Annotated in this window: 25 protein-coding genes, 1 pseudogene and 1 riboswitch; of the genes and pseudogenes, 16 read left to right on the forward strand and 10 right to left on the reverse strand. The window is 36.2% G+C overall.

Translation table 11 applies throughout. The features are described from left to right. Positions 1-591 precede the first annotated feature (591 nt). The 8 genes from AB1279_RS03315 (at position 592) to AB1279_RS03350 (ending at position 7770) form a co-directional block, all read left to right on the forward strand. A complete protein-coding gene (locus tag AB1279_RS03315) occupies positions 592-2037 on the forward strand; it encodes an o-succinylbenzoate--CoA ligase (protein ID WP_429757805.1) in 1446 nt (481 codons plus the stop codon). After that, entirely contained in the window at positions 2038-3144 is a 1107-nt protein-coding gene (gene menC, locus AB1279_RS03320; RefSeq protein ID WP_429757806.1) for an o-succinylbenzoate synthase, read from the forward strand. A gap of 4 nt (positions 3145-3148) precedes the next feature. Beyond that, positions 3149-3451 carry a nucleotidyltransferase family protein gene (locus AB1279_RS03325; protein WP_429753356.1) on the forward strand — a complete coding sequence of 101 codons (303 nt, stop codon included), beginning with the start codon at positions 3149-3151 and terminating at the stop codon, positions 3449-3451. A 434-nt stretch (positions 3452-3885) separates the two neighbouring features. Continuing rightward, entirely contained in the window at positions 3886-4929 is a 1044-nt protein-coding gene (locus tag AB1279_RS03330) for an alpha/beta fold hydrolase (RefSeq protein WP_429757807.1), read from the forward strand. 76 nt (positions 4930-5005) lie between these two features. Then, positions 5006-5596, forward strand: a complete 591-nt coding sequence (locus AB1279_RS03335; RefSeq protein ID WP_429757808.1) for a TetR/AcrR family transcriptional regulator — start codon at positions 5006-5008, stop codon at positions 5594-5596. 481 nt (positions 5597-6077) lie between these two features. Next, positions 6078-6281: a hypothetical protein gene (locus AB1279_RS03340; RefSeq protein WP_429753357.1), complete on the forward strand. Its 204-nt coding sequence runs from the start codon at positions 6078-6080 to the stop codon at positions 6279-6281. Positions 6282-6749: 468 nt separating this feature from the next. Then, entirely contained in the window at positions 6750-7292 is a 543-nt protein-coding gene (locus AB1279_RS03345) for a DUF1003 domain-containing protein (protein ID WP_429757809.1), read from the forward strand. A gap of 286 nt (positions 7293-7578) precedes the next feature. Continuing rightward, positions 7579-7770, forward strand: coding sequence for a YjcZ family sporulation protein (locus AB1279_RS03350; RefSeq protein ID WP_429757810.1), 192 nt, complete (start codon positions 7579-7581; stop codon positions 7768-7770). A 52-nt stretch (positions 7771-7822) separates the two neighbouring features. Here AB1279_RS03350 and AB1279_RS03355 read toward each other — a convergent pair whose 3' ends face one another. The 4 genes from AB1279_RS03355 to AB1279_RS03370 form a co-directional block, all read right to left on the reverse strand. Beyond that, a complete protein-coding gene (locus tag AB1279_RS03355) occupies positions 7823-9805 on the reverse strand; it encodes an FtsX-like permease family protein (RefSeq protein WP_429757811.1) in 1983 nt (660 codons plus the stop codon). Then, positions 9802-10554 (reverse strand): ABC transporter ATP-binding protein, encoded by a 753-nt coding sequence (locus tag AB1279_RS03360; protein WP_429757812.1) that lies wholly within the window; start codon positions 10552-10554, stop codon positions 9802-9804. The genes AB1279_RS03355 and AB1279_RS03360 overlap by 4 nt, the downstream gene beginning before the upstream one ends. A 290-nt stretch (positions 10555-10844) precedes the next feature. Further along, positions 10845-11855 carry a sensor histidine kinase gene (locus tag AB1279_RS03365; protein ID WP_429753362.1) on the reverse strand — a complete coding sequence of 337 codons (1011 nt, stop codon included), beginning with the start codon at positions 11853-11855 and terminating at the stop codon, positions 10845-10847. A 3-nt stretch (positions 11856-11858) separates the two neighbouring features. After that, positions 11859-12554, reverse strand: coding sequence for a response regulator transcription factor (locus tag AB1279_RS03370; RefSeq protein ID WP_429753363.1), 696 nt, complete (start codon positions 12552-12554; stop codon positions 11859-11861). A 174-nt stretch (positions 12555-12728) separates the two neighbouring features. Between AB1279_RS03370 and AB1279_RS03375 the strand changes: the two genes are divergently transcribed. The 5 genes from AB1279_RS03375 to AB1279_RS03395 all read left to right on the forward strand — a co-directional run bounded on the left by AB1279_RS03375 (position 12729) and on the right by AB1279_RS03395 (position 17378). After that, on the forward strand, positions 12729-13001 hold the full coding sequence (locus AB1279_RS03375; RefSeq protein ID WP_429757813.1) for an autorepressor SdpR family transcription factor: 273 nt from the start codon (positions 12729-12731) through the stop codon (positions 12999-13001). Beyond that, positions 12998-13648, forward strand: a complete 651-nt coding sequence (locus AB1279_RS03380; protein ID WP_429757814.1) for an SdpI family protein — start codon at positions 12998-13000, stop codon at positions 13646-13648. The genes AB1279_RS03375 and AB1279_RS03380 overlap by 4 nt, the downstream gene beginning before the upstream one ends. Positions 13649-13674: 26 nt before the next feature. Continuing rightward, positions 13675-14310, forward strand: coding sequence for an SdpI family protein (locus tag AB1279_RS03385; protein WP_429757815.1), 636 nt, complete (start codon positions 13675-13677; stop codon positions 14308-14310). Positions 14311-14677: 367 nt separating this feature from the next. After that, entirely contained in the window at positions 14678-15448 is a 771-nt protein-coding gene (locus AB1279_RS03390) for an ABC transporter ATP-binding protein (RefSeq protein WP_429753367.1), read from the forward strand. Then, on the forward strand, positions 15435-17378 hold the full coding sequence (locus AB1279_RS03395) for an FtsX-like permease family protein (protein WP_429757816.1): 1944 nt from the start codon (positions 15435-15437) through the stop codon (positions 17376-17378). Before AB1279_RS03390 ends, AB1279_RS03395 begins: the two co-directional genes overlap by 14 nt. Before the next feature lie 85 nt (positions 17379-17463). Here the strand turns inward: AB1279_RS03395 and fliB are convergent. The 5 genes and pseudogenes from fliB to AB1279_RS03420 all read right to left on the reverse strand — a co-directional run. Next, a pseudogene (fliB, locus tag AB1279_RS03400) lies at positions 17464-18447 on the reverse strand (flagellin lysine-N-methylase); the annotation flags it as partial. A 12-nt stretch (positions 18448-18459) separates the two neighbouring features. Then, positions 18460-18711, reverse strand: a complete 252-nt coding sequence (locus AB1279_RS03405; RefSeq protein WP_429757817.1) for a hypothetical protein — start codon at positions 18709-18711, stop codon at positions 18460-18462. 269 nt (positions 18712-18980) lie between these two features. Further along, complete coding sequence (gene hpt / locus AB1279_RS03410) at positions 18981-19511, reverse strand: hypoxanthine phosphoribosyltransferase (RefSeq protein ID WP_336484217.1); 531 nt, start codon at positions 19509-19511, stop codon at positions 18981-18983. Positions 19512-19724: 213 nt separating this feature from the next. After that, positions 19725-20426, reverse strand: a complete 702-nt coding sequence (locus AB1279_RS03415; RefSeq protein WP_429757818.1) for a nucleoside triphosphate hydrolase — start codon at positions 20424-20426, stop codon at positions 19725-19727. Between the two features lie 429 nt (positions 20427-20855). Beyond that, positions 20856-22979, reverse strand: coding sequence for an N-acetylmuramoyl-L-alanine amidase (locus tag AB1279_RS03420; RefSeq protein ID WP_429757819.1), 2124 nt, complete (start codon positions 22977-22979; stop codon positions 20856-20858). A gap of 349 nt (positions 22980-23328) precedes the next feature. Between AB1279_RS03420 and AB1279_RS03425 the strand changes: the two genes are divergently transcribed. After that, positions 23329-23661 carry a hypothetical protein gene (locus AB1279_RS03425; protein ID WP_429757820.1) on the forward strand — a complete coding sequence of 111 codons (333 nt, stop codon included), beginning with the start codon at positions 23329-23331 and terminating at the stop codon, positions 23659-23661. 74 nt (positions 23662-23735) lie between these two features. On the opposite strand, the gene thiT is transcribed toward AB1279_RS03425, so the two are convergent. Then, positions 23736-24305 (reverse strand): energy-coupled thiamine transporter ThiT, encoded by a 570-nt coding sequence (gene thiT, locus AB1279_RS03430; protein WP_429757821.1) that lies wholly within the window; start codon positions 24303-24305, stop codon positions 23736-23738. Between the two features lie 87 nt (positions 24306-24392). Further along, positions 24393-24494: riboswitch (TPP riboswitch) on the reverse strand. Between the two features lie 215 nt (positions 24495-24709). Here thiT and AB1279_RS03435 point away from each other — a divergent pair. Both AB1279_RS03435 and feoB read left to right on the forward strand, forming a co-directional pair. Continuing rightward, a complete protein-coding gene (locus AB1279_RS03435) occupies positions 24710-24937 on the forward strand; it encodes a FeoA family protein (protein WP_154710773.1) in 228 nt (75 codons plus the stop codon). Next, positions 24934-26922 (forward strand): ferrous iron transport protein B, encoded by a 1989-nt coding sequence (gene feoB, locus AB1279_RS03440; protein WP_429757822.1) that lies wholly within the window; start codon positions 24934-24936, stop codon positions 26920-26922. The genes AB1279_RS03435 and feoB overlap by 4 nt, the downstream gene beginning before the upstream one ends. The last annotated feature ends 6 nt before the right edge of the window (positions 26923-26928 follow it).

The raw sequence follows: 26928 nt of genomic DNA on the forward strand, positions 1-26928 counted from the left end.
ACGGGGAGGGAGCTTACAATCACACAATGTCGGTGCAGAGGTCTGAAAATTCAGTCTATTTTAGGAGAAACATTCCCAACATCTATATGATTACATTTATAATAACAGTAGAATCATAAAAAAACAACAAAAAAACTGATTTTTTTTCTTTTTTCGACAATTTTATACATACGTTCCCAATTAACGGTCAGTAAGACTTTCAACTTGGGATTCAGAGAGAGGCGTTGTCCAGCTCTAGCGGCTAGAATCTCCGGTCGTTTCGCCCCCTTGGACGAGGAAAAAAGCGCCTCTCTGTCGGGGGCTCCAACGTCCTGCGATTCTGGGCGAGCCGCTTCCGCTTTTCTACAGAAGATAGGTAGGGGATAAAAAAGTTTTACTTTATGTATTAAGCATTTGCTCGCCATTCAAGAAAGTAATGTAGAATCATTTGTTGCAGCATATGAAACATAGCTAGAAGAAGAGTTCCTATTTGATATAAAAGCCAGAGATAGATAAGATGGAAATAAAGTACCACTAGTTACAAGTAAAGAAATAGGTCAGAAGTAAAAGAAGCTTATGTTAGTCTTCTATTCTGTGAAAGGAGAATATGATATGGAGAGAATGCCTAATTGGCTTATGCAAAGAGCTTTTTTAACACCGGAGCGCATCGCAATTGAAATGAAAGAAGGTACATATACGTTTTTACAACTTCATGAGAAAGTTCTTTCACTTTGTGAACATCTTGCTTGTTTACAAGTGCAAAAAGGGGCAAAAGTGGCTGTTCTGATGAAAAATAGTATGGAGATGATAATAACGATTCATGCCCTTTCTTATATGGGGGCAGTAGCCGTTTTACTGAATACACGTCTTTCAAGAGAAGAGCTACTTTGGCAAATGGAGGATGCAGAAGTTTCTTGTTTGCTTACGGATGAAGATTTCGAGGCAGAGCGAGTACCCGTATACTTATTTACAGAAGTTGCAGCGTTGCCAAAACAAACAGCGACTGTGCAGAAGGAATTTGCTTTGGAAGATACAATGACAATTATTTATACGTCAGGTACAACAGGAAAACCAAAAGGCGTGATGCTTACGTACGGGAATCATTGGTGGAGTGCTGTTGGTTCTTCACTTAATTTAGGTCTTCGTGATGATGATTGTTGGTTAGCGTGTTTACCGTTTTTTCATGTAGGCGGGTTATCGCTTTTAATGAAGAATATGATGTACGGTATGAGGGTGTTACTTGTTCCAAAGTATGATCCGGATTTTATTCATGAAGCGCTGCAAACAAGAGGAGTAACAATGATTTCGGTCGTATCTAAAATGCTGACAGATTTATTAGAAAGGCTCCAAGAGGGGACATATTCACAGTCTCTTCGCTGCGTATTACTTGGCGGGGGACCAGCTCCAAGGCCTTTGTTAGAAACATGTGTCGCAAAAGGGATTCCAGTGTATCAAACTTATGGTATGACAGAAACATCTTCGCAAATTTGTACATTGGCTGCTGATTATATGTTAACGAAAGTTGGCTCGGCTGGAAAACCATTATTTCCATGTCAGCTTCGCATTGAACAAGATGGAAGAGAAGCTGCGGTAGGAACTGCCGGCGAAATTGTTGTGAAGGGACCGAATGTAACGGGTGGTTACTTTAAGCGTGAAGAGGCAACGAGAGAGAGCATGCAAGATGGATGGCTGCATACTGGTGATATTGGTTATTTCGATGAAGATGGCTTTCTTTATGTGCTAGATCGCCGCAGCGATTTAATTATTTCTGGCGGAGAGAACATATATCCAGCACAAATTGAGGAAGTATTGCTTGCACATCCCGCTGTTTTGGAAGTAGGAGTCGTTGGAGCAAGTGATGAGAGATGGGGACAAGTTCCTGTCGCATTCGTTGTAAAATCAGAAGAGGTAACAGCAGAAGAACTACTCGCTTTTTGTGAAGATAAACTCGCACGGTATAAAGTGCCAAAAGGCATTCATTTTCTTTCTCAACTGCCGCGCAATGCTTCAAAGAAATTACTGCGCCGCGAACTGCGTCAACTGTTGGAGGAAATGTAAATGCATATTACAAAGGCAATACTTTACGTAACAGAAATGCCGCTCGTTATTCCGTTTGCTGCAAGTTACGGAACGTATGAAAAGCGTGAAAGTATTGTAATTGAACTAATAGATGAAGAAGGACGAAACGGATGGGGAGAAGTGGTTGCTTTTTCTGAGCCGTGGTATACAGAAGAGACAGTGATAACAGCGTTTCATATGCTGCAAGATTTTTTGTTGCCAGTGCTATTTGAACATGATATTTCGCACCCTTCTGATATCACATCTCTTTTTCAGCATATAAAACGTAATAATATGGCCAAAGCAGGTATAGAGGGTGCATTATGGGATTTGTATGCAAAGCGCGAGAATCAATCGCTTGCCGCGCTGCTTGGCGGTATAAAACGAGAGATCGAGGTTGGCGTTGTCATTGGCCTTGATACAATTCCAAATATGCTAAAACGTATTGAAGCATATGCTGAGGAAGGGTATAAACGTTTTAAAGTGAAAATTAAACCAGATAATGATTATGCGATGCTTCATGAAATACGAAGAGCGTTTCCTGCTATTCCACTAATGGTAGATGCGAATTCTGCGTATACGTTAGATGATATGAAGCAATTGCAGAGATTGGATGAGTTTGATTTAATGATGATCGAACAGCCGCTAGCAGATAACGATTTTCTTGATCATGCCCGTTTGCAAAAGCAAATGGAAACACCGATTTGTTTAGATGAAAGTATTCATTGCTTAGAAGATGCAAGAGTGGCGATTACACTTGGGAGCTGCCGTATTATCAATATAAAGCCAGGGCGAGTTGGCGGATTAACAGAATCGATTTGCATTCACGATTATTGTCAGCAGCACAGTGTGCCTGTTTGGTGCGGAGGCATGGTAGAAATGGGAATTTCACGTGCACAAAATATTGCGCTCGCATCTCTTCCAAACTTCACAATTCCAGGCGATATTTCAGCTTCGAACAGGCATTGGGAACAAGATATTATCTCGCCAGAAGTAACGCTGCAAAATGGAAAAATTACAATTCCAGCGCAAGCTGGGTTTGGGTATAGCATAAACCGGGCAAGACTAGAAGAGATAACGAAACAATGCATTGTATGTGAGAGGTGAGCATATGCAAAAGCATGAAAAGGAGCTGCGTCATATACAAAATCGTTTATTGGAAACACCATTTGTAAAAGTGGCGTACATCTTCGGATCTCATGCAAGAAAAGAGGCAATTCCTTCTTCAGATTATGATATAGCCATTGAGACAACAAATATTTCAATAGGTGAGTTTCAGTGGCTTTGGTTTCAACTGATGGAAGAGCTGGACGGAGCAGGAAAAGTAGATGCGGTTCATTTGAATACATTGTCGAATAGCGAACTGAAGCGCCATATTTTACGAGAAGGCAGGTTGTTTGCGCAGCGGATATGAAGATTTTGAAAGAGAAAAAGGCTCTCCTTTGGATACCTTAAATAGACTAAACTAATAAGAGGATATTATGTTCAATATATGAGCATATGTCCTCTTTTTTCATGCATATTAGATTTGTTATTTAGATATTGAAAATACAGTTTAATATGCATACTACAATATAAAAAGTAGCGATAAACTTTTGATATTAACTGTTGATAATAAAGTTAAAAATTCCAGTCATTCTATTCCACAATCGGGTCATTTAACGGAGTAAGGATACTAACATGCAAGGACAATGTTGAATTAAATTTTCTGTGGTGAAGAATCTATAAAGAAATCTTATCAGATATTTTGATGAAAATTTACTATTGACTATTTCCATAAAATACCTCAATATGATAATGAGTGAGTCACTCACTCATTCATCAAAAGAGGGAAGAGGGCATGTTCAAATGAGCCAAACAAATATCCTACGGGAAATCGTTCTGCGGAAGCGTAATCAGAGCAAGAATGCCAAAGAACTTCAAATCAGCACAGCGAACAGCATAGTAGAAGGCTGTTACGTTAAAATTGGCGGTATCGATCAATGGATCATGATTCGTGGCGAAAATCGGAACAACCCCGTTTTGTTATTGATTCATGGCGGTCCGGCTTCGACCTATTCCATCTTTAGTCCGCTGCTGCGTTCTTGGGAGAAGCACTTTATTATCGTTCAGTGGGATCAGCGTGGAGCAGGAAAGACTTTCGGAAAGAACGGTAAAAACGGCAGCGGAACCATCACTTTCGACCGTCTCGCGCAGGATGGGATAGAGGTAGCAGAATACTTGCGCGATAAACTCGGTCATCGAAAAGTAATTCTCATCGGAAGCTCTGTAGGCAGCCTGATTGGTATCATGATGGCAAAGCTTAGACCAGATCTTTTTTATGCCTATGTCGGCACAGATCAGAATGCCTCAAATCCACAAAAACAAGATCTTTTATACGAGTTAACAGTCAACGCTCTTCGTACAGCAGGTAATACGAAGGGGGTTCAATTGCTTGAAAAAATGGGTTCGGATATATCCCAGTGGAGTCGTAAAGACTACGACATGATAAATCGATTGAAGGTTAAAGCTATAAAAGATGTTCCCAACATGATTACAGACCTGTTTTTGCCCTCAATGCTTTCATCCCCGGAACACAAAATTAAAGATATGATAGATATCTTTAAAGGTATGAATTTTTCCCTTGACCAGCTATTTGATGAATTAATGGCCTTTGACTTAAAAAAACTCGGACTGCGATTTGAGGTGCCAGTCTTTATCTTTCAAGGAGATAAAGATATTTTAACACCTACTGAGCTGGCTAAAGCATATTACGACGAGATTGAAGCTCCCTACAAGGAATTTGTTCTAATCAAGAACGCAGGCCATCTTGCTTGTTTTGCCCGTGCCGATCAGTTCCTTGAGGAGTTGATCGAGAGAGTATGTCCTCTGGCACCCGCGTCTATCTCCTAATTGTAGAAACAATAATTTTACCAGTTTGATGGTACAATGAATATAATATTTTTCAAAGATTCGGAGGTTGGAACGATTGTCTCCATTAAACAGACAGCAGCTTGATCAAATCCGTGACGAACGCAGGGAAGAGATAAAGCAAGCAGCACTTAAAGTGTTTGCCCGCCGAGGGTACACAGGAACAAAAATGAGCTTGATTGCTAAGGAAGCTAGTATTAGCGAAGGACTCATTTACCGCTATTTCAATTCTAAAAAAGAATTGTTCATCACACTCATACAAGAATTGATGGAAGAAGCAAGAAGGGAACTCGAGCATGTTCAATACTTGCCTGGAACACCCTTTGAACAAATCAGAAACTTAACTGAAAATATGCTTGATGAAAATAGTAAATATGCCTTTATGCTCATTGAGCGGGCTCGTAAGGATGATGATGTCCCAGAAAAGGTTACCCAGATCTTTGAACATCTTCCTACGAATGGTCTAATCGATCTGCTGGTCCCAGTCTTCATTAAAGGGCAAAAATCTGGTGAATTTTCCCCAGGAGAACCACGAAAGCTGCTTACCTGGTATTTTACCATCGTCATCAGTCTTCTCACTCAAGAACAGGGGGATGAAGAGTATGGGTTGCCGGATGTGGAAGTGTTAATGCGTATTTTGGCAAAATAATTTCTAAAGAAGCTTTTGATATCTAATCTTATACCTTCGTTCTTCCGCAATCGGGCGTGATTGTGGAAGAAAACTTAGGTTTTTAAATGACTTTATTGTTAAAGCATCCTTTATAAAAAATATAACAACTTTATTTTACCCCCATCTAAAACAGGATGGGGGTATGTGTGTTTGAAGTATTAAAATTAAATACTTATTGTGATCTTGATATTTCCTTATTGCGGGTGGTGACAGCTTTGCTGGTACTACCCGCAATAAGGGGATCTTTTCATTTACTTTAGATAATAGTGCGCTATATAAAACATACATGCATATGATATATCAAAGGGATTTTACTTTTCAAATGAGAATATTTTAGTAAAAGAAAAAACCATATAAGTATCTATCAAAAAATATTACAAAAGGTGTGAATTGGGCTGTTTGGATACAGTAACATTAGAATTTGTTCATTTGAAATTTATAATAAGGGAGAATTTTAATAATGAACAAAGAGAATATGCAGTTTAAAGAAATACAGCAAGCAGATGCTACGGAAGACCTAAAATATAAAGAAAAAGTACCTTGGAAATTAGGTAGACACCTTAAAGATAAGCATAAAGAGAAGTTAAGTACATTAATAACAGATTATCATCAATGTATGTTTCATTTATTCAATGATAAGAGCGCTGATACAAAACAGGATTGAAGTATATAAGTTACTGGTGACTTGGGTTATGTGCATGAAATGTTGTTCATATAAAGTAAATTTTCCATCAGTGGTCCCTCACTGATGGAAAGCCCTTACCAATCGGGCGCATGCCAGGGGTTATCCCCTACCTATCTTCCTTGTTTCTCTCTTAATCTTGAGGTGGGGTCTTACTGCCCGCAAATAGAGAGATAAATTTTTATAAAAATGTAAGATAATAAAGTGCATTTTCTAAATAATGACATAGTCATAGGGAATCAGATAGCATATAATGAGAAAGGATTTCAAGAAAAAAGTGAGGTGGAACTGTTTTATGAGTAATCCTAGCATAGGAGAGCCGGACATAGGACCGGCGTCAGAGGAAGTCATACAACTGAATATCCGAAGCGGATTACTACGTAAAAATAGTTACCGCTTTATATAAACTTTGGAAAGATGACTTCCTCTATAAGAGAGGAGGTTTGTACAATGGTACAAAATATCTGGAAGCAAATTACAGGAAAAAAACAAGAAGCTACGAAAATCCAAGGTTTTGATATTGACTTAAACCAAGAAAATTTAACGCGTATTGATCGGCTTGTAGATCGCTACGAGTCAGAAATTCTTCGTCAACTTGACAGTGACTACACACAGCGTACAAAATGGGCAGACCGAATAGCTGATAAAATTGCCCAATTCGGGGGTAGCTGGAGATTCATTATCTGGTTTGCATGTTTTCTTGCTGGATGGATTATTTGGAATAGCCTATCTATCACAAAAGGAGCACATTTTGACGAGCCGCCATTCATTTTATTGAACTTATGTTTATCTTTTATAGCAGCATTTCAAGCTCCTGTTATTATGATGAGCCAAAACCGGCAAGCAGCACGTGACAAACATGAATCTGTTATTGACTTTGCGATCAATTATAAAGCTGAGCAGGAGATTGATGATATGCAAAGTCATCTTCACCGTATAGAAGGTGAATTAACAGAAATTAAAGAGCTGTTGAAACAATTAAAAATAAAATAAAAATATAGCCTTTTAAAAGAGTAAAAAGCTGATCATTTACATAAGTAGATGATTAGCTTTTTTTATTTTATCCCGCCATTCGTGGGCAGTAAGACTCCCACTGATGGAAGTAATGCAGGAGCGATTATGAAACCAATCTTATTTGGAACATCATGACATACAATATGAGAACAAGCCTGATTTTGAAAAAAACAAGCTCTTATTCTCATTCGAAACATAGGATAAATGGAATCCAATTGAAAGGATCCCACAAATGAAGGACTTTTATTAAAGGAGGAAAAGAGCAATGGGTGAAAGTTGTGAACATGGACATGGACATGGGCATCGTCATCACGGCAATGGCTTTGCGATTTTAATCGTATTGTTTATTTTATTAATCATCATTGGTGCTAGCTGCTTCTGTGGCGGTGGCTACGGCTACGGCGGTGGCTACGGCGGCGGCTTTGGCTATGGCGGTTATGGTGGTTTTTGCTGCTAATAAGTTAAAAACTATTGAAAATAGCCTTGTGCAGAGCACAAGGCTATTTTATTCACAGTTTAATATGTTGTGATAACTTTTGAATGTAAAATGAGCGAATTAGGAAAAAGAAAATGACTTCGACGATTCCAAAGAGGCTTAATACTAAAATGGCTTCTGCTGTTAAAGAGAAAGAGAGTGTACTTTGTATAAATTTAATTGCAAATATCGTATGAATAGAAGCAATCGTATAAGGAACGAAAAATAGTATTGCTAATTGAATTGTTGCTGAACGTATCATTTCAGACTTCATTAATCCAATTTTTGTAATCGTCTTATATTTTTCTGCTTCTCTCGTCAAATCAGTATACATACGGAAGTACAGAACGCTTCCTGCTCCGATGAAGAAAATAATTCCAAGAAATGTACCGGTGAAGAGGTAAGCAACATTCCATCGCTTCTCTGCATATAATTCATCGCTGGCTGTATAAATATTAAAAGGGCTTTTCTTGTCCTGCATTGCTTGCTGATCCTGCTTTGGATGTAAACTATGTTCATCAACAGTGGTCATACTTAGAATGCGTTTTGTCAGCGGAAGCGTATTTTCCCAATTATCCACCTGGAAATTATAAAGCGTAATTGGTTCGAGGTGTGGAATTTCGTTGTTTACAGCTTCATCCGACAGTACGATAAGATATACCCAAGCATGTTGCGGTGCAAGTGGCTTCTTTGCTATTTCTTTTATATGAAATTGTTTTTTATTAGATTGTAACGTAATATTTTCTTGTTTAAGAAAAGGGTTTGTTAACAATTCTAATGTTACGGGCGAATATCTTGGAAGCACATATGTTTCGTTGTTAGCTAGTTGAATTTGAGAACGATTTAGAAATTTAGCAAGAATATTATAGTCGCTTTGTTTCATAATCCAAATATCTTCATTAGCTGCCTTATCTTTATATACAACTGATTTATGTTTTTGATATGTAAATTTGTCTTTCATTAATTCATTTTCGAGTGTTGTAATATGCTTCGTTTCGAATGGATTTCCTTCGTAAGATGCATAAGTAAATGGAAAAGGAAATGTCTCAATTATAGAAGCCTTTGTGTGTTTATTAAGGGCGTATAATGGTGTAATAATGGTAAAAGCAATTGCAGATAACACGGTTACAATGAAAAGCATATTAATATTGACACGAACTCTTGATGCCAAATCGGATATCCAAAGCATATTTGTTTTCTTCATATAAAAGCGTCGTCTCTTTTTTAATATCCAAATGAACAGGAAACTAGCTTGCGAAAAGAAAAAGTATGTCCCAACTGTAACAAGAGGAATAATAGTTAAAATGATGAGTATACCACTTCCATTTGTTAAGCTTCTTGTTGTTATATAACTTTGTGGGTAAGCAGCAAAAATATAGCCTGAAAGTATACACAGTAAACTAAAAATTGAAATGACAATGGAAGGCCGTTTCTCCTTCTTTGTACGAGTTCCTCCTTTTAGAAGGCGAGTTACTTTCCTTGTTCGAATTAAAGCAGGTGTAAAGACTGATACAATAATAAAAAGGATGAGAAATATTGTTATAGTTGTCCAAATTGCTTCTGATGGCCAATATAAATAAAGGCCGTTAACACCTGAAATCTTTGAGGTGATTAATAAGAAAAAGTTAGAAAACACAAGACCAACCTGAATGCCTATAAAAATAGAAAGCAATCCAATCAGCATATTTTCTAAAAAAATAAGTCGTTTCAGTTGTCTGTTTGAAATACCTAAAATCGTTAAAATGCCAAACTGCTTATTACGTACTTTTAAAAACGCTCCGACGGAGTACAACAAAAAGAAAAAAGAAAACATTACAATTACAAATTGGGTAAAGCCAACTAAATTCATAAGAGGTCCGGTATCTTTATAGTTTTGTATATTTTGCAGGCGCGGATGATACCGATACACAGCAAATGAAAAGAAGACCGTAATGGAAAAAGAACTACTTAAAAAATAAGCAAAATAAGCTCTTGAATTACGGACGACATTTCTAAATGCAAATTGCCAAAACTTCATCCACGTCTTCCTCCTAGCAATGCTAATACATCTAATATTTCTTGATAGAACCTTTCACGGTGTAGACCGCGGTGCAGTTCATTGTAAAGTTCACCATCTTTAATAAAAATAACACGACTGCAATAACTAGCTGCAAATGGGTCATGTGTCACCATTAAAATAGTAGCTCGTTCCTCTGTATTTAACTTTGTAAATAGCTCCATTACATCGATAGCTGCTTTAGAATCTAAGTTTCCTGTCGGTTCATCAGCAAGCAATAGAGCTGGTTGATGAATAACAGCACGGGCTATTGCTGTACGCTGTGCTTGTCCTCCTGAAATTTCAAAAATTCGTTTATTTAAAATGTGATTGATTCCGAGTTTGTTTGAAATTATATCTAGTTTTTCATCCATTTCAGAAAGCGGGACATTATCTAACGTTAATGGCAGAATGATGTTTTCTCCAATTGTTAACGTATCTAATAAATTAAAGCTTTGAAATACAAATCCTAATTCTTGCCGGCGAAACACAGCTAATTTTTCATTGCGAAACGTATGCGGTTGTTTTCCATTCATAAATACTTCTCCTGATGTAGGAGAATCGATTGTTGAAATGACATTTAATAAAGTTGATTTGCCGCTCCCTGACGGACCCATAATAGCAACAAATTCGCCTTTAACCACATGTAAATTAATATTTTTTAGAGCAGTATGAGGGACTTTTCCCTCATATACTTTCGATACATTTTTTATGTGTAGTACTTCGTCCATATATAAATCACCTTTCTAACTATGCTTATCTTTCATCCCACTATTCGCGGGCAGTAAGACCCTTACTTCAAGATTGGGAGAGAAGCGTTGTCCAGCTCTTGCGGCTAGAATCTCCGGTCGTTTCGCTCCCTCAGACGAGGCAAAAGCGCCTCTCTGCTTTGGGCGAGCCGCTTCCGCTTTTCTACAGAAGATAGGTGGAGGACCACTGATGGAAGTTTCACTTTATTACAATTTCATATGCTGTGATTACTTTTGCACATATAGTGAACGAATGAATGGGAAAAAGAGGGTTACCCTTCATACTCTTTTGCTTTGTTCATTACGGCGTTATGGAAAATAATTTTGATACTTGTCCCTTTTCCAACTTCAGAGTCTAGTTTGACAGAATGACCTAAATAAGAACAAATTTTGCTAACAATATATAACCCCATACCAGTAGATTCTCCAAATGCGCGCCCATTTTTTCCAGTATAAAACGGTTCAAACACACGGCGAATATCTTCTTCTGGAATACCGACACCTTCATCCCGAACTTCAAAAACAATATCTTTTCCGCTTTGGGAAGCAGATAAAAATACTTTTTTTCCTCTTTCTCCTGAATAGCGCACAGCATTTGTCATTAATTGATAAATAATAAATTTTAACCACTTTGCATCAGAAGCAACCATTAAATCAGAATGTACTTCTAGAACAGGAAAGACACCGCTTCTAATAAACAGTTCTTTTAAGCTGTTTATATTTTTCGTTACCGCATCTTTTAATGAAATGGTTTCCACGTGGAAATCTTCATGGAAGTTCGTTAACCGGGCCATATATAATGCCATATCCAGCCCTTGATTTAATCTTTCTAGTTCTTTTTTAAATTTTGGAATAAGGTGTTCGTCTTCCATTTCAAGTGCCATCAGCTGCATAACAGAAACAGGTGTCTTCATTTGATGAACCCATTGATTAATAAACATTTGATGTTCTTGCTGTTTGACTTCATATGTTTGCAATTCTTTCTGAAATAGACGATATTGTGTACGAACAAGTTCATTTACGCCATGCGGCATAGGAGCATTTGCTCGTTCGATGAATGCATCTTCCATTCTTTCAGGTGGTTCACTTAATCTTTTATACAATCTGCGATTCCGAACGTAGCGGTAAGTAAGAAAACAGATGAATAGATACATACTTAGCACAATAAAATAAAATTTATTGTTTTGAAATCCATCAACGGCATCATACAAAGCGAAGATGACGACAAAGTTTACAATATAAAGAAGTAAAAAACTAACGTGATCACGTAAAAATAACTTCATGATCTATTCACTCCAAGTTGTGTTAAAGCGATAACCTAAACCGCGTACTGTTTCAATAGCATTTTCAATTCCAAGTTCAGTGAATTTTTTCCGAAGGCGCGTAATATTTACGTTTAATGTATTTTCCTCGACAAAGCTTTCATCATCCCAAAGTGCAGATAATAAGTCTTCTCGGCTTGCTGTACGAGGATATTTTGAAAGGAGCATTTCTGCTAGAATTGCTTCTTTCTTTGTTAGTAATACTTGCTCATTTCTAAAATGAAGCTCTGGTCGTTCGGGATATAGTTTTAATCCTTCCACTTCAACAATACGTTCTGACATACTTGGTGCATAGTCACCGTAAATGCGGCGCAATTGCCCTTTAATCTTTGCCATTACTACATCATAGTGGAATGGCTTTGTAATATAATCATCAGCACCGCTTTCAATCGCCATAATTTGCTCCATTTCACCAGCGCGAGCTGAAATGAAAACAATTGGGCAAGTGGATTCGTGACGAATTTGACGGCACCAGTAGAAACCATCAAACTTCGGTAAATTTACATCTAATAAAACAAGGTGTGGTTTTACATTGTTAAATGAAATCATAATATCATCAAAGTTATCAGCAACAACTGCTTCGTAACCGTATTTTTGAATGTGGGATTGTAGTAAAGATGAAATATTCGGATCGTCTTCTACAATTAAAATTTTGTACATATGGAAACTCCTCCTCTTACTTTGTATATGTATAGTGTAACATGTGTTTTCTCCGTTTTCATTATGTCAAAATCATGCCTATTATACACTGTGGATAAAATTGACAAATTCGAAAGATAAATTTAACATTTAGATAAATATCTAAATGTCTAATTGATGAAAGGAAGAAGGATATTGAACCAAGCATTTAAAGCGTTGGCAGATCCGACAAGGCGCAAAATTTTAGATCTCTTAAAAGAAGGAGACTTAACAGCTGGAGAAATTGCAGAGCATTTTAATATGACAAAGCCGAGTATATCGCATCACTTAAATGCACTCAAAAACGCAGATCTCATTCAAGATGAAAAAAGAGGCCAGTTTGTAGTGTATTCATTAAACACGACTGTGTTTCAAGATTTATTAACTTGGGTTTTTACGTTTACGGATAGAGGGGGAGATGGGAAGTGAGGAAGCATATCGTTCCATGGCTCTTAATTTTTACAATTGCAATAGGATGGTATATTGCTTGGCCGCATTTACCAGAGCAAATTCCAAGGCATTACAATGTAGAAGGAGAAGTAGACGGATATTTTTCTAAAGTAAGTGCCATGTCTTTTTCAATGGGGAGTATGATATTTTTCTATATTTTCTGGATTTTGATAAGAAGAATTGACTTAACAAGGGGAGAGTATAAATACTTTGCTAAGGCTCTTTCAAAGATTAATTATATGATTTTCATCACCATATTTGGCTCTAATATATTAGGTATACTTCATTCAGTAGGCTATGATGTGAAAGGTTCCGTAATGGTCAATTTTGCACTAGGTACGCTATCTATTATATTAGGGAACTATATGCAGCAAACGAAACCAAATTATTTAATTGGGATTCGCACGTCTTGGACATTAGAGAATGCAGAAGTATGGCGCAAAACCCATCGATTTGCTTCGAAAACAATGGTAATTACAGGCTTCTTTATATATGCTGCAGCACTTTTGAAAGATCCTATTAATATATGTATTGGGACGGGTATTGTGTTATTAGGCGCTATTATTCCGACGGTAAAATCATATTCTATTTATAAAAGAGAAACTGGATTAGAAGGTAAATCATAAAAGTATGGTAGAAGGGAAGAAATGAAATGAAGAAACACATTTTTGCCATTATACTTATTAGCATAACAATATTTGCTTGGATTATCTCTTGGCCCCACCTTCCTAATACAATCGCTACGCATTGGAGCGGCGGCACTCCAGATGGTTATTCTTCTAAATTAACTGGAATGTTATCGGTGGTTGGGATTATGATTGGAACTTATATATTACTCAATGTTGTTCCAAATATTGATCCGAAGAAAGAGAATTATAAAAAATTCTCGAAAGGTTTTAATATGATCACGTATAGTATCCTCGTTGTATTGTTTATTGGGAACATGGATGTTATTGCAACTGGATTAGGCTATGATTTACCAATAAATCGTTTTTCAGAATTGATTGTTGGTATTTTATTTTTAGTGATAGGCAACTATTTACCACAATGTAAGCCGAATTTCTTTGTTGGCATTCGTACTCCATGGACATTAAGCAATGAAGAAGTATGGCGCAAAACACATCGTTTTAGCGGGAAATTATTTATTATTTTAGGGATTATCATGTGTATCAGTGTTTTTGCCCCTGCTGCTTGGAGAACATCGATTGTACTGACTGTCGTTTTGGTTGGAGTGGTAATCACCATGTTATATTCTTATTTTGCTTATAAGAAAGAGATGAAAATATAAAGAAAAAGAATCAATTTCTAGTGGTTTAGAACCAAATACGGTTGCGGAAGCAATTTACTTTGTATTTAATCAGCCTCAAAGTGCAAATATGAGAGACCAGCAAAGCAACAAGCATAAGGTTAGAAAAAGCCGTTCTTCCAAATGGAAGAGCGGCTTTCTTTAATCTTACATAAATGTAATGTTCATGTAAGAGAAATAGATAGTGGGGCATTAGTGGCGGTGTTATAGTAACAAAGTACTTCGTGAAAGAAATTCTAATATAGTTTTTATAGAGATATTATGACCTACATAACAGTTCTGTTTGTGTAGAGGAATTCGATCGTGGCAACAGTAATGATGAGGTAGGATAAAGTGAGGAGTATAGTATATGAAGACAATGTTAGAAGCGAATAATATTAAAAAGGTATATGACACCGGCGGAAATAAATATGAAGCGTTAAAAGGAATTCACTTACAAGTGAAAGAGGGCGAGTTCGTTGGAATTATGGGACCGTCTGGATCGGGGAAAACAACGTTATTAAATGTTCTTTCTACCATTGATAACGCAACAAGCGGTGAAATTTTAATTGATGGAAATGATATTGTGAAAATGAATGATGATAAACTAGCGTTATTTCGCCGCGATCATTTAGGTTTTATTTTCCAAGATTATAATTTATTAGATACATTAACAGTGAAAGAAAATATTGCGCTTCCACTAGCGTTATCAAAAGTAAAAGCAGGTGAAATTGATCGCCGTGTTCTTGAAATCGCAAAAAAATTTGGTATTGATCATATTTTAGACCAATATCCATACCAAGTATCTGGCGGACAGAAGCAGCGCTGCGCAGCTTCTCGCGCTATTGTTACAAATCCAAGTATGATCTTTGGCGATGAGCCGACAGGTGCGTTGGATTCTAAGTCTGCAACTGACTTATTGGAGAGCTTGAAAGCATTAAATGAATATGATCAAGCGACAATTTTAATGGTCACGCATGATGCATTTGCTGCAAGTTATTGTCAGCGTGTTATTTTCATTAAAGATGGTGAGTTATATAAAGAACTGCACAAAGGAGAATTAACGCGTAAGCAATTTTTCCAAGAAGTACTAGACGTAATGTCTATCATTTCTGGAGGTATAGTAGATGACGTTATCTAGTCTTGCCCTTCGCAATATAAAGCGTAACTTTAAGGATTATGCTTTATATTTTATGTCGATGATTTTTAGTATCGTCATTTATTTTACATTTGCAGCACTTCAATACAACACACAAATAGAAAAAGCCGCAGAAGGATCAAAGAAAATTAGCGGGGCATTCCAAGTCTCTAGTGTAATGCTCATTGTTTTCGTAGCGGTATTTATTATTTATTCCAACGGCTTCTTTACACGTAAACGAAAAAAAGAAGTTGGGTTATATTCTTTACTAGGAATTCGGAAACGCCAAATTGGAAAAATGCTGTTTTATGAAAATATGTTAATGGGGTTAATGTCTTTAATCATTGGTATTGTGATTGGTAGCTTATTGTCTAAGCTATTTCTTGAATTACTAGTAAGTTTAATGGGGCTCGATTTACAAGTTCATTTTGAAGTGCCGCTGGCGGCGATTATTAATACAGCAGTTGTGTTCTTTGTGATTATTTTATACACATCGCTGCAAGGGTATCGATTAATTTATCGATTTAAACTCATTGAGCTATTCCGCGCTGAGCGTGAAGTAGAGCAAATGCCAAAAGGGTCTATCGTTATGGCATTTATCGCTGTATTTTTAATTGGTTCTGGGTATTTTTTATCACTTATGTTTACGAAAGCTATTAAATATGCAGACTTCATGATGATTGCATTTTATATTTTACTCGCAACCGTACTTGGTACGTATTTATTATTTATGTTCTTTACAGTTGGCGTTTTAAAACGCACAAGAAATAATAAATCTTCCTTTTATAATGGAATGAATATGATAACAACGTCCCAGTTGTTATACCGCATTAAAGGAAATGCAAAATCCCTTGCGACAATTGCTATTTTAAGTGCAGTAACATTAACTGCTGTTGGTACATCTGTCACGATGTATTACAACACATTTACACAAGCGAAAGATTATACACCGTATAGTTTTTCTTATGAGAAAAAGGATGCGGCTTTAGAACAGAAGGTGAATGCGATCTTTGAGGAAGAGAAGAAGCATAATCCAATTAAAGAGCAGTTCGAAATTGAAATGGTGCCGGTGAAAGGGAAATTTGAAGGTGAAAAAGCTGATATAAGTATGAATGCTCATTATATGATGACAAAACAATTTCAACTTATGTCACAATCTGCCTTCAATACAATTGCGAATAAAATGGATACGGTAAGGTTAACTGCTGGAGAAGCTTTCGTATTGGATGGTACGTATATGGAAGGACATGAGTTTAGTACAGTATATACAGGAAATAAAGCGGTATTTCCTCTTGGAAATGAAACGAAGGCATTAACAATTAAAGGTGTTGAAGGTCGTAATGTTACGAACTTAGGAGAATTAGTTGTTGTTGTTCCAGATGACGTATACGAACAAGCGAAAAAGGTAACTGGAACGAGAGTTGTTAAAAATATTGATGTGAAAAATGAGAAGAATAGTAAGGCGTTAACGGAAAAATTAACAAAGGTTATGCCGGGAAATCTTGAACCTGCACCGGTATTTAGAGACTTCTATACTGGATTTAAAGGCGGAATCGAAGCAACTGGGATGATGATGTTTATCGGTATTTTCCTAGGTCTTGTATTTTTACTTGCAACAGGTTCTATTATTTACTTTAAACAATTAACAGAAGCAAATGCAGACCGGGATCGTTACATTGTTCTTCGTAAAGTTGGGGTAACGAAGCAAGAAATGAAGAAGGCAATTGCAAAACAAATCAGCTTTATTTTTGCCATTCCATTAGTCGTTGGAATTTTGCATAGCTTATTTGCGCTAAAAGGGTTGTCTAACTTATTGCCATTTGAAATTTTAATTCCATTATTAATGAGCATTGGAGTATATAGTGTGATTTATGTTGGATATTACTTCTTAACAGTTCGTTCTTATTTTAAGATTGTAAGCGGGGAGTGGTAGAAAAAGAGGTTGTCCTAAAAGGTCATTGAATAATGACCTTTTAGAGACCGCTTCTTTTGTTAGCTGTTTTATTTGGATTTTATGCCTAATTCTTCACTAAAATTGCCATATAAGCCATTGTTGTAAGTTCATTTGCATTCAGTAAATCAAATATCCTTTTAAGATAAACATTGTTATGTTCAACTGTTTTTGCGAAAGATTGGATGAGTTTGATCACTAAATCTGTCGTTAATCCTTTATGAAAGCCTGCCATGCCGATTAAATGAAGTTTTATCATTGAATAGTGAATGACTAACATAACATAATCATTGAAAAGCGTTTTATGTCCAAGTGGGAACAGGTTTTTAAATACATAATTGACTAGGTAGTTTTCTAAGATGTACTCATGTTCTGTCATAAATGGTTCGTAAAATTCTTCATAGGCCTTTTTATAGTGCTCTGTAGTCTCTTCAATAGTTGCTTCTTCTGTATATTGAATACCTTCTAACATCTCTTTTAAACAATCAAGGTATCGTTGACTTGTGATAGACTGGCTAACACGATACTCCACTAATTCTTTACACAATTTCATTTGTACAGCTAATTGAGTAGGTATTTTATCAAGTTGCTCTTTCATTCCTTGATTAGACATCCCATTAGTGAACTGAGCAATGACATTTGGAATTCCATCAACATCACCTTGATCAATTTGTTTCTGTACCTTTTGATAGAACATTCCTAAAATGATAAGGCGCTCCGCTAGAGTATAAGATCGGTCTTGTATAATTTGAATGGAAAAAATACGTAATTCCCAGAAGTATTTTTTTGGTTGATTATCGACTTTCAGGTTATCTGTTTTTACATGTTTTCCAATGAATCCACGAGTACTAGCCGGTTCTTCAGCCTCATTAAAATCAATTCCATTTGGATTCAGAAGGGCTAAACGTGCAGCTTCAGGACATGACATAGTCGCTGATTTTTCAATTACACCGTTAATACTATTAATAGAGCGAGGGTAGACTGCACAAGTATTAGATAAATACTCTTCACCTAAATTTAATTGAACCTTGCAAAGACTCTCTTCAGATAGGAAAGAACATCTTCAGCCCTTCTCCATTTTAATTTTAGCGTAAGATGTAGAAGATGGGTTTGAACGTTGTCTTGTTACGTTCTTCTTGAGAAGTGGTTTTAATTCTAAATCACGAGATTTTTGGTATTTTTTATAAGTATCTTCATCAACATCTACTCTCCATCCAATGCAACAAGAATCTTCACACTCTGATCCTATACAAGAGAATTGTTGCATATATTGGGGAACAAGCAGCTGTCTATTTTTTGTGTTATTAAGTGTCATCGTACTGATCTCCTTAGTTAATATTACAATAAACTAATAAATATATGATAATTGTATATTAAGAAATATAGATTATCAATATTGCTCTTTTTTTGTAAAATGATTAAGAAATTGCAATGAACCAAAAACGGATAGTTCCTTCATTTCTTTTGGTGACTTAATTAAATCAAAAAAGGGTAGTTCTTTTTATTTATATGAAAAAAACGAGGCTGCCCAAAAAGTAAACCTTTTGGGGCAGCCTCGTTTTTGCTAAGTATGGTTGTATCGTATTATTTATCAGTTGCAACAGAAGCGATGTATGGTAAGTTGCGATATTTTTCAGCGCAGTCAATGCCGTAGCCAACGATGAATTCATCTGGAATGACAAAGCCAACATATTCAGCTGTTAAATCAACTTTACGGCGTTCTGGTTTATCAAGAAGCGTACAGAATTTTAACGATTTTGGTTTATGCATTAAGAAGTGATCTTTTAAGAAGTGAAGTGTTAAACCAGAATCAATAATGTCTTCTACAACAATTACATTTTTACCTGTAATATTTACATCGATGTCTTTTAGTAATTTCACTTTACCAGTTGTTGTTGTTTGGTTTCCATAGCTAGATGCAGAAATAAAGTCGATTGTTACCTCGTTTTTAATATGACGAATTAAATCGGCTGCAAAGACGAAAGAACCTTTTAATACAGCAATAACAAAAATTTCTTCTCCTTCAAAATCACGCTCGATTTGCATAGCAAGCTCTTTTACTTTTTCTTGCAGCTGCTCTTGTGAGATTAAAGTATCTTTAATTTGAATATCCATCAAAATCCTCCTACATTGTGAAACTTGTGAACAGTTTGACTGTAAAGGATTGACGTGAAAAAGTCAAAAAAGAGAGGGGGGATTTATTTTAAATAAAAGGAATAAGAAATTATAATAGATTGAAGTAGTAGATACATCATGCGAAGACTTATAGATGAAGGAATACCTATAATAAAAACTCTCTTGTCATAAACAAGAGAGTTTACTAGTTTATTAGTTTATTTCACTTATCCAAACTCCATTGTCTCGGAATGAATGCCATTTCCCATTAATGGAGTGTTTGCCTGTTACCATTTTTCCATCTTGCTCTAAGTAATACCAAGCGCCATTCCACTGTAACCAGCCTGTATGTACTATGCCATTCTTATCGAAATAGTACCATGACTTTTCTACTTTCACCCAACCAGTAGCCATTTGTCCGTCTTTATGAAAATAATAAGTTTTACCATCAATAGTGTGTAATCCAACTTTCATTCTTCCTTTATCATAGGAGTCTAAATAGTACCATTTTCCGTTTTCTTGTAACCATCCAGTTTTAGCCGCACCATTTTCACCATAGTAATACCAAATGTTTCCGTCTGGGTTAAGAATCCACCCTTTGGCCATTTTCCCATTGTCATAAAAGTAGTAGCTATTACCGTCGTCGTCTACAACAGCCATGCCTGCTGCCATAGCGTTACCAAGAAAATCAGGGAATAGATACCATGCATCTCCATATTTAAGCCAACCTTTTTTCTTCACACCGTTTTGATCGTAGTAATACCACTGATTATTTTCTTGTACCCATCCAGATTTTTGAGCAATTTGCATTTCTTTTGGCGCATTATTTTTAGTGCTTACATTTTGTTCTGCTTGAGCAATTGTTGGAACGATTAACATTGTAGATAGTAAAACTGGTAAAATAGCTTTCTTCATTTCTCGCATCCCCCATTTGTTGGATTTTGGTTTTAATTTCCATATAAGTTATACTATTACATTATGAATTTATTTCCAATATCTTTTGTAAAATAATTGTAATAATTATTTTTTGTTTGTAACATTTTGCTGATTTTTGTAATCTAAATTCCGTTTTATGACAAATCATTGGAATGCAATTGAGGTAAGGCTTATCCCATTAACGGATAGTAAGCCTCCCACATCAAGATTGAGAGAAAAGCGAAGAAGAAAGGTGGGGGGAAGAAAACTCCAACTGATGGAATTTTCGCTTTATTGTTTTTAAACATGCGCACATCAAATAAATGACACCTAAAATAGAAAGGACTGTAAGCAAACTCAATTTTCATCGGGTTTACTTACAGTCTTAAGGGAGAAACCATTAAATGGATTTCTCTTTTTTCATATATACTATCTAGACAAGTAGTTTTGAATTCCTTCAAAGATAGATTGTGATAGTTTGTTTTGATAGTTGTTAGAAGTTATATTTAATCTGTCTTCTGTATTCGTTATGAACCCTGTTTCTACTAAAATAGGAAGTGCTTGATTATCTCCTTTTAACACACGAAGTTCCGGACGCTCTTTCAATCCTCTACTTTTACCACCAGTGTTCGCAATTAAAGACTTCTGCACAGCACTTGCTAATTTATAAACTTGATTACTTTTTGGATGGTCAGGATTATATAATGTTTCAATTCCTGCTGCTGCTGGAGAATCTGCAGAGTTTACATGAACACTAACAAAAATATCAGCTTTATTCTTATTGGAAATCTTAACGCGGTCTGATAATTCAATGAAAGTATCTGTTGCACGTGTCATCACAACATGCATACCACTATTTTCTAATAGCTTTTGTAGCTTTAAGCTTACTGATAATGCAATATCTTTTTCAAGTATACCCTTATATATGGCTCCAGAATCCTTTCCACCATGCCCAGCGTCTACAACAATTGTTTTTCCAAACAAGATTGGCTGTTCAATCCAAGCGCCATTTGTATCAAGATAATAGGATATCCCGTTGATTTCAATCCAACCAGTTTTCATTGCCCCATTTTTTTCTATGTAGTACCACATATTATCTACTTGTACCCAGCCAGTTTTCATTGCTCCATTTTCGGCCATGTAGTACCACGTATTATCTACTTGTACCCAACCAGTTTTCATTGCCCCATTTTCGTTCATGTAGTACCACGTATTATCTATTTGTACCCAGCTAGTTTTCATTGCTCCGTTTTCGGCCATGTAGTACCACGTATTATCTACTTGTACCCAGCTAGTTTTCATTGCCCCATTTTCGTTCATGTAGTACCACGTATTATCTACTTGTACCCAACCAGTTTTCATTGCCCCATTTTCAGCCATGTAGTACCACGTATTATCTACTTGTACCCAACCAGTTTTCATTGCCCCATTTTCGGCCATGTAGTACCATACATTATCTACTTGTATCCATCCAGTTTTCATTGCTCCATTTTCGGCCATGTAGTACCGTGCGTTATCTACTTGTACCCAACCAGTTTTCATTACACCATTTTGATCAAAATAATACCAATTATTATGATCCTGTACCCAACCAACTTTCTTGTCTCCGTCAGTTGGCAACTCAGGTTTTGCCGCTTGTTTTAATTTCATAGTTTCATATAAAAATTTTGAATATTGCCCACGAGTAGTGGTTGTTCCTGGTTCAAACTTTCCGTTTCCCGTACCAACTGTAATATCATTTGATTGTAGCGCACTAATTGCATCGTTTGCCCATGCGTAGTTTGCAGTTATATCATTAAATGTGTGTACAGCTTGAACTTTTAAGTTAAAGGCATTCTTAAGAACTTGAGCCATTTCAGCACGAGTTAAAGGAGATTTTGGTCTAAAGTTACCATCTTGATCTCCTTTAAAAATACCAGCTTCAGTTAAAGCTAAAATTTCATTTAAAAACATTGTTGTGCTATTACTTACATCATGATAAGGATTTTTATACTCTGCCTTTGATTGTAAGCCAAGAGCAACATATAGGAGTCGCGCAACTTGCTCACGAGTTACATTATCTTCTGGACCAAATTTTCCATCTCCATATCCAGAGACAATATTTTTATTTGCTAAATATGTAATTGCTTCATACGCAAAGTGTGTGTTTGGTACATCTATGAAACTACCTTGAGAAGCAGAAGCAGCTTGTACTTCTTGCGCCTTATTCTGATCTTGTTGAATATTTTTAGTAACAGTCTCTTCTTTAGCCTTAGTTTCATCTTTTTGCTCAGTTTCTTTTTCTTGGTTAAGAGGTGCTTGTTCTTTTTGTTCAGTTTCTTTCCCTTGGTTAAGAGGTGCTTGTTCTTTTTGTTCAGCTTCTTTCCCTTGGTTAAGAGGTGCTTGTTCCTTTTGTTCAGCTTCTTTCCCTTGGTTAAGAGAAGGTGGCTCTGTTTGCTTAACTTCTTTTTCTTGCGTAACAGTTGGCTGTTCACTGTGTGTTTCTGCTAGAATTTGCATTGGACTTAAAACATAGCCTAATGCCAACACAGTTGCCATGGTTTTTTTCAACATGCGTTTATTCACCTTACTTCCTTTGTCTTAGGGATAAATATCCTTATTTGCCATATTTTAATTGTAACAAATAATTCACAAAATGTAATATAAAATATAGATATAGGGAAAAGAGGATAATGGGATATTTATAGTGCGTGTTGTAAAACGTATTCTTATATATAATTAGAATTTCATTAAAATATAATAATTATATATTGTGATTTTTAATAAAACCTTACAATTTTGTAAGGTTTTTTGTAAGATAAATCGATAGTTTGTACTGCTTTTTTTGTATACACTACGTATGTGTAAGGCACACATATTTTAGGGAAATAAGGAAAGTACTAAAACAGAAAGGAGTGAGGGAATGGAGAGGGATTCATCGGCTCTTTCTTTATTATTAGAGAATGATATCATTATGTTAGCTAATAATGAAGGCTGTAAAACTGTAGTTGATCGACAAGAAACATGGGTGGATTCACATGATAAAATTGTGTGGTACAAGTGGAATGAGAACTATAAAGAGAAAATAAAGAAGCAGCACATAGGGTATGAGATGCATAGAGTTGTTTTATGGAATGAGATGAAATCTTGGATTCATAAACATAACGGTAAAAACGAACGAGAGAGCAGCCGAGAGATTGATGCACTCCATTTTCAAACTCCTGAAATTGTTAGACACACAGATTATTCACATTAGGAAAGTAACATGTAAAACTAGGGCACAGAAAAAGAGCAGGTCGCTTATATAAGCAATCTGCTCTTTTTCTATGATTAAGCGCGTTTCGTAATCAAGCGCGGTGTTGTTGTAAATAAAATGACAAGTAAAATTGCACATAATATGAAAGAACCAATCATTGTGCTACCGTTTATGATGAAGGAATATAAAGCGGCTGACTGTCCTTTTGGTGCATATTGGCCAAAGAAAATAACGCCGGCAATGAAGTGCCAGAAGTAACGAGCTAGGCTGCCGATGAATGTAGCAAAAATGATATACATAATTGCCTTTGTTTTTTGTCTATTGGCAAGTGCTTGTTGAATTGGTGTATGAAATAATCCAGCAAAACCTATAAAAGCAAATGCAATGAAGTATTCAATAAACATTTGTACAGGCGTTAAAATGTATGCATCTCCTGCGACAATTTGTAGTAATCCCCAAACGAGGCCACTTAAGAAACTAGCTTTAAATCCCCAGCGGTAAGCGATAATAAAAATTGGAATCATAGCAAATGAGATAGAACCGCTTGTTGGAAGTTTAATAGATAGCGGCAAAATGTCGATGACTAATGCAAGTGCTGCAAGAATCGCTGCCTCTATCATTGCTTGTAAATTTGTATTACGCATGTATAAATCCCCCTACATCCAAGTTACAAAAAAAGAATCATTATCATAGGGGAACATGAGATATACAAATTATAAATAATTATTTATGTATATACGTTTGCACAATTCCTGCGCTAGCATTAACTAACAGGTTCAAAGGGTCGGAACGATGTGTTCCCTCTCAGCGACGCGGCTCCCCCTGTGACAACGAGATTCTTAAATTGTTAATAGTATTGTAAATGAGAATGGATAAGAATGGCAAACCCATTCTAGCATAGCTATGTTAAGTAAGATGAATTGCAAAAAAATAGTAATAAATTCACACAATATTGTATAGTTTTTTAAAAAAATTCATGGTACAATTATCATTGATAATAATTATCGTTATCGTTATCGTTATCGTTATCGTCTGAGGGGGAGAAATTATGAACTTAGTTGATATGAATATAGATGAAAAAGTACGTGTGAAAGATTTACAATCTCTTGATAAATTATTAAAACGTCGTTTAGCTTCATTTGGATTTGCTGAAGGCTGCGAACTTTGTGTAAAACAAAAGGCAATGTTTAATGGTCCGTGTACATTAGAATGCCGCGGGCAATTGATTTCTATTCGCCATTGTGATGCGAAAATGATAAAGGTGGAATTAGCGTGAGTAAGGTTGCTTTACTAGGGAATCCAAATACGGGGAAAACATCATTATTTAATGCGCTAACTGGTTCTTATGAATATGTAGGGAACTGGAGCGGAGTAACTGTAGAAAAAAAGATTGGTAAGTTAAAAGATAAGAAGGGAACTTTAATAGACTTACCAGGTGTATATAATTTAAACCCTGTGTCACGTGATGAAGGGGTTGTTACACAATTTCTATTAACAGAAGAATTTCATCATATGTTAAACATTGTAGACTCTTCTCAATTCGAACGTAATATGCATTTGACTTTGCAATTATTAGAATTTGGTAAGCCGCTCTCAATTGGTTTAAACATGATAGATGTTGCCAGGCAGCGTGGAATTATAATTGATGTGAAGAAACTAGCTGAAATGCTCGGTGTAACAGTTATTCCGGTTATTGCGAGGAGCGGAAAAGGCTGTGAGGAATTATTAGCTTCTCTTCATGAAAGCGATAACGGAGAACAGAAGCCATTTATTCTTTCTTATGGTGAAAGGGTAGATGCAGGAATTCAGCAAGTTATGGATAAACTGCAACAAGCGAATTATGAGCATCCAAGATGGCTTGCACTTCAATTTTTAAGTAATAATGAAGTAGTAGACCAAGAATTAAATCAATTGCCTATTTATCAAGGGCTTGTAGCGATTCGCTCTGCATTAGAAGCAGAATTAGATGTAACGCTGGAACAGCATATGTACGGAGCACGTGCAGCGTATATTGAAAAGTTGAAAACAAGTGTTATCCGTCATGAGAAAGAAGGAAGCATTCCTTTTTCTGAACGAGTTGATAAATTAATTACACATAAAATCTGGGGACTTCCGATCTTTTTAGGGATCATGTATTTCATTTTTCAGGTGACATTTTCGTGGATTGGAACACCTTTATCTGATCAACTTGATGCATTTATCGGTGGACCGTTCACAGATTGGGTAACAACAGCCTTAACTAATATGGGGGCATCTCAATTCATTCAAGCGCTCATTACAGATGGAGTAATTGCTGGTGTCGGTGCGGTAATCGTATTCGTTCCACAAATTCTTGCGTTGTTCTTTTTCATTTCATTATTAGAAGACTCTGGATATATGGCGCGTATTGCCGTTGTAATGGATCGTATTATGGAATTTTTTGGACTGAATGGAAAAGCATTTATTCCTATGATTATCGGGTTTGGTTGTAACGTACCAGGTGTTATGGCTGCGAGAACGATTGAACAGGAGAAAGAGAGACTGCTTACGATTTTAGTGACGCCATTTATGTCATGTTCAGCACGTCTACCTGTATATGCATTATTTGCGGGGGTCTTCTTCCCGCATAGTCAAGCACTCGTTGTGTTTTCTTTATATATCATTGGTATTGTCCTTGCATTAGTAGTTACAAAGGTTATGTCTGTTACGGTTTTAAAAGAAGAAAAATCTATTTTTGTAATTGAACTGCCGCCTTATCGCGTACCGCAAGCAAAAACGTTATGGCGCAGTACGTGGGAAAAAGGAAAAGGGTTTGTACGTAAAGCAGGTACATTTATTTTTGGTGGTTCTGTTGTTATTTGGTTATTAAACTACGCTGGTCCATCAGGATTCGATGTAAAGATGGGAGATAGTTTCCTAGCAATGATTGGCGGATTATTTGCTCCAATTTTTGCGCCGCTTGGTTTTGGAACATGGCAAGCAGCTGCATCGCTAATGACAGGATTTTTAGCAAAAGAAGTTGTTGTTTCTACAATGGCAATTATTTACTCTGTGAAAGAAGATGTATTAGGGAACGTAATCGGTACTCATTTTACAGCATTATCAGCATACGCATTTATGTTCTTTACTTTATTATATGTACCATGCTTAGCAACAGTTGCCGTCATTCGCCGTGAAACAGGATCTGTTAAGTGGACTATTTTCTCTGTTGTTTATCCGCTTGTTGTTGCGTATGTATTAACACTAATTGTATACCAAGTTGGGTCCATGCTAGGATTCTAGAAGGAG

Source organism: Bacillus sp. S14(2024) (assembly GCF_050473785.1).
Classification (GTDB): domain Bacteria; phylum Bacillota; class Bacilli; order Bacillales; family Bacillaceae_G; genus Bacillus_A; species Bacillus_A yunxiaonensis.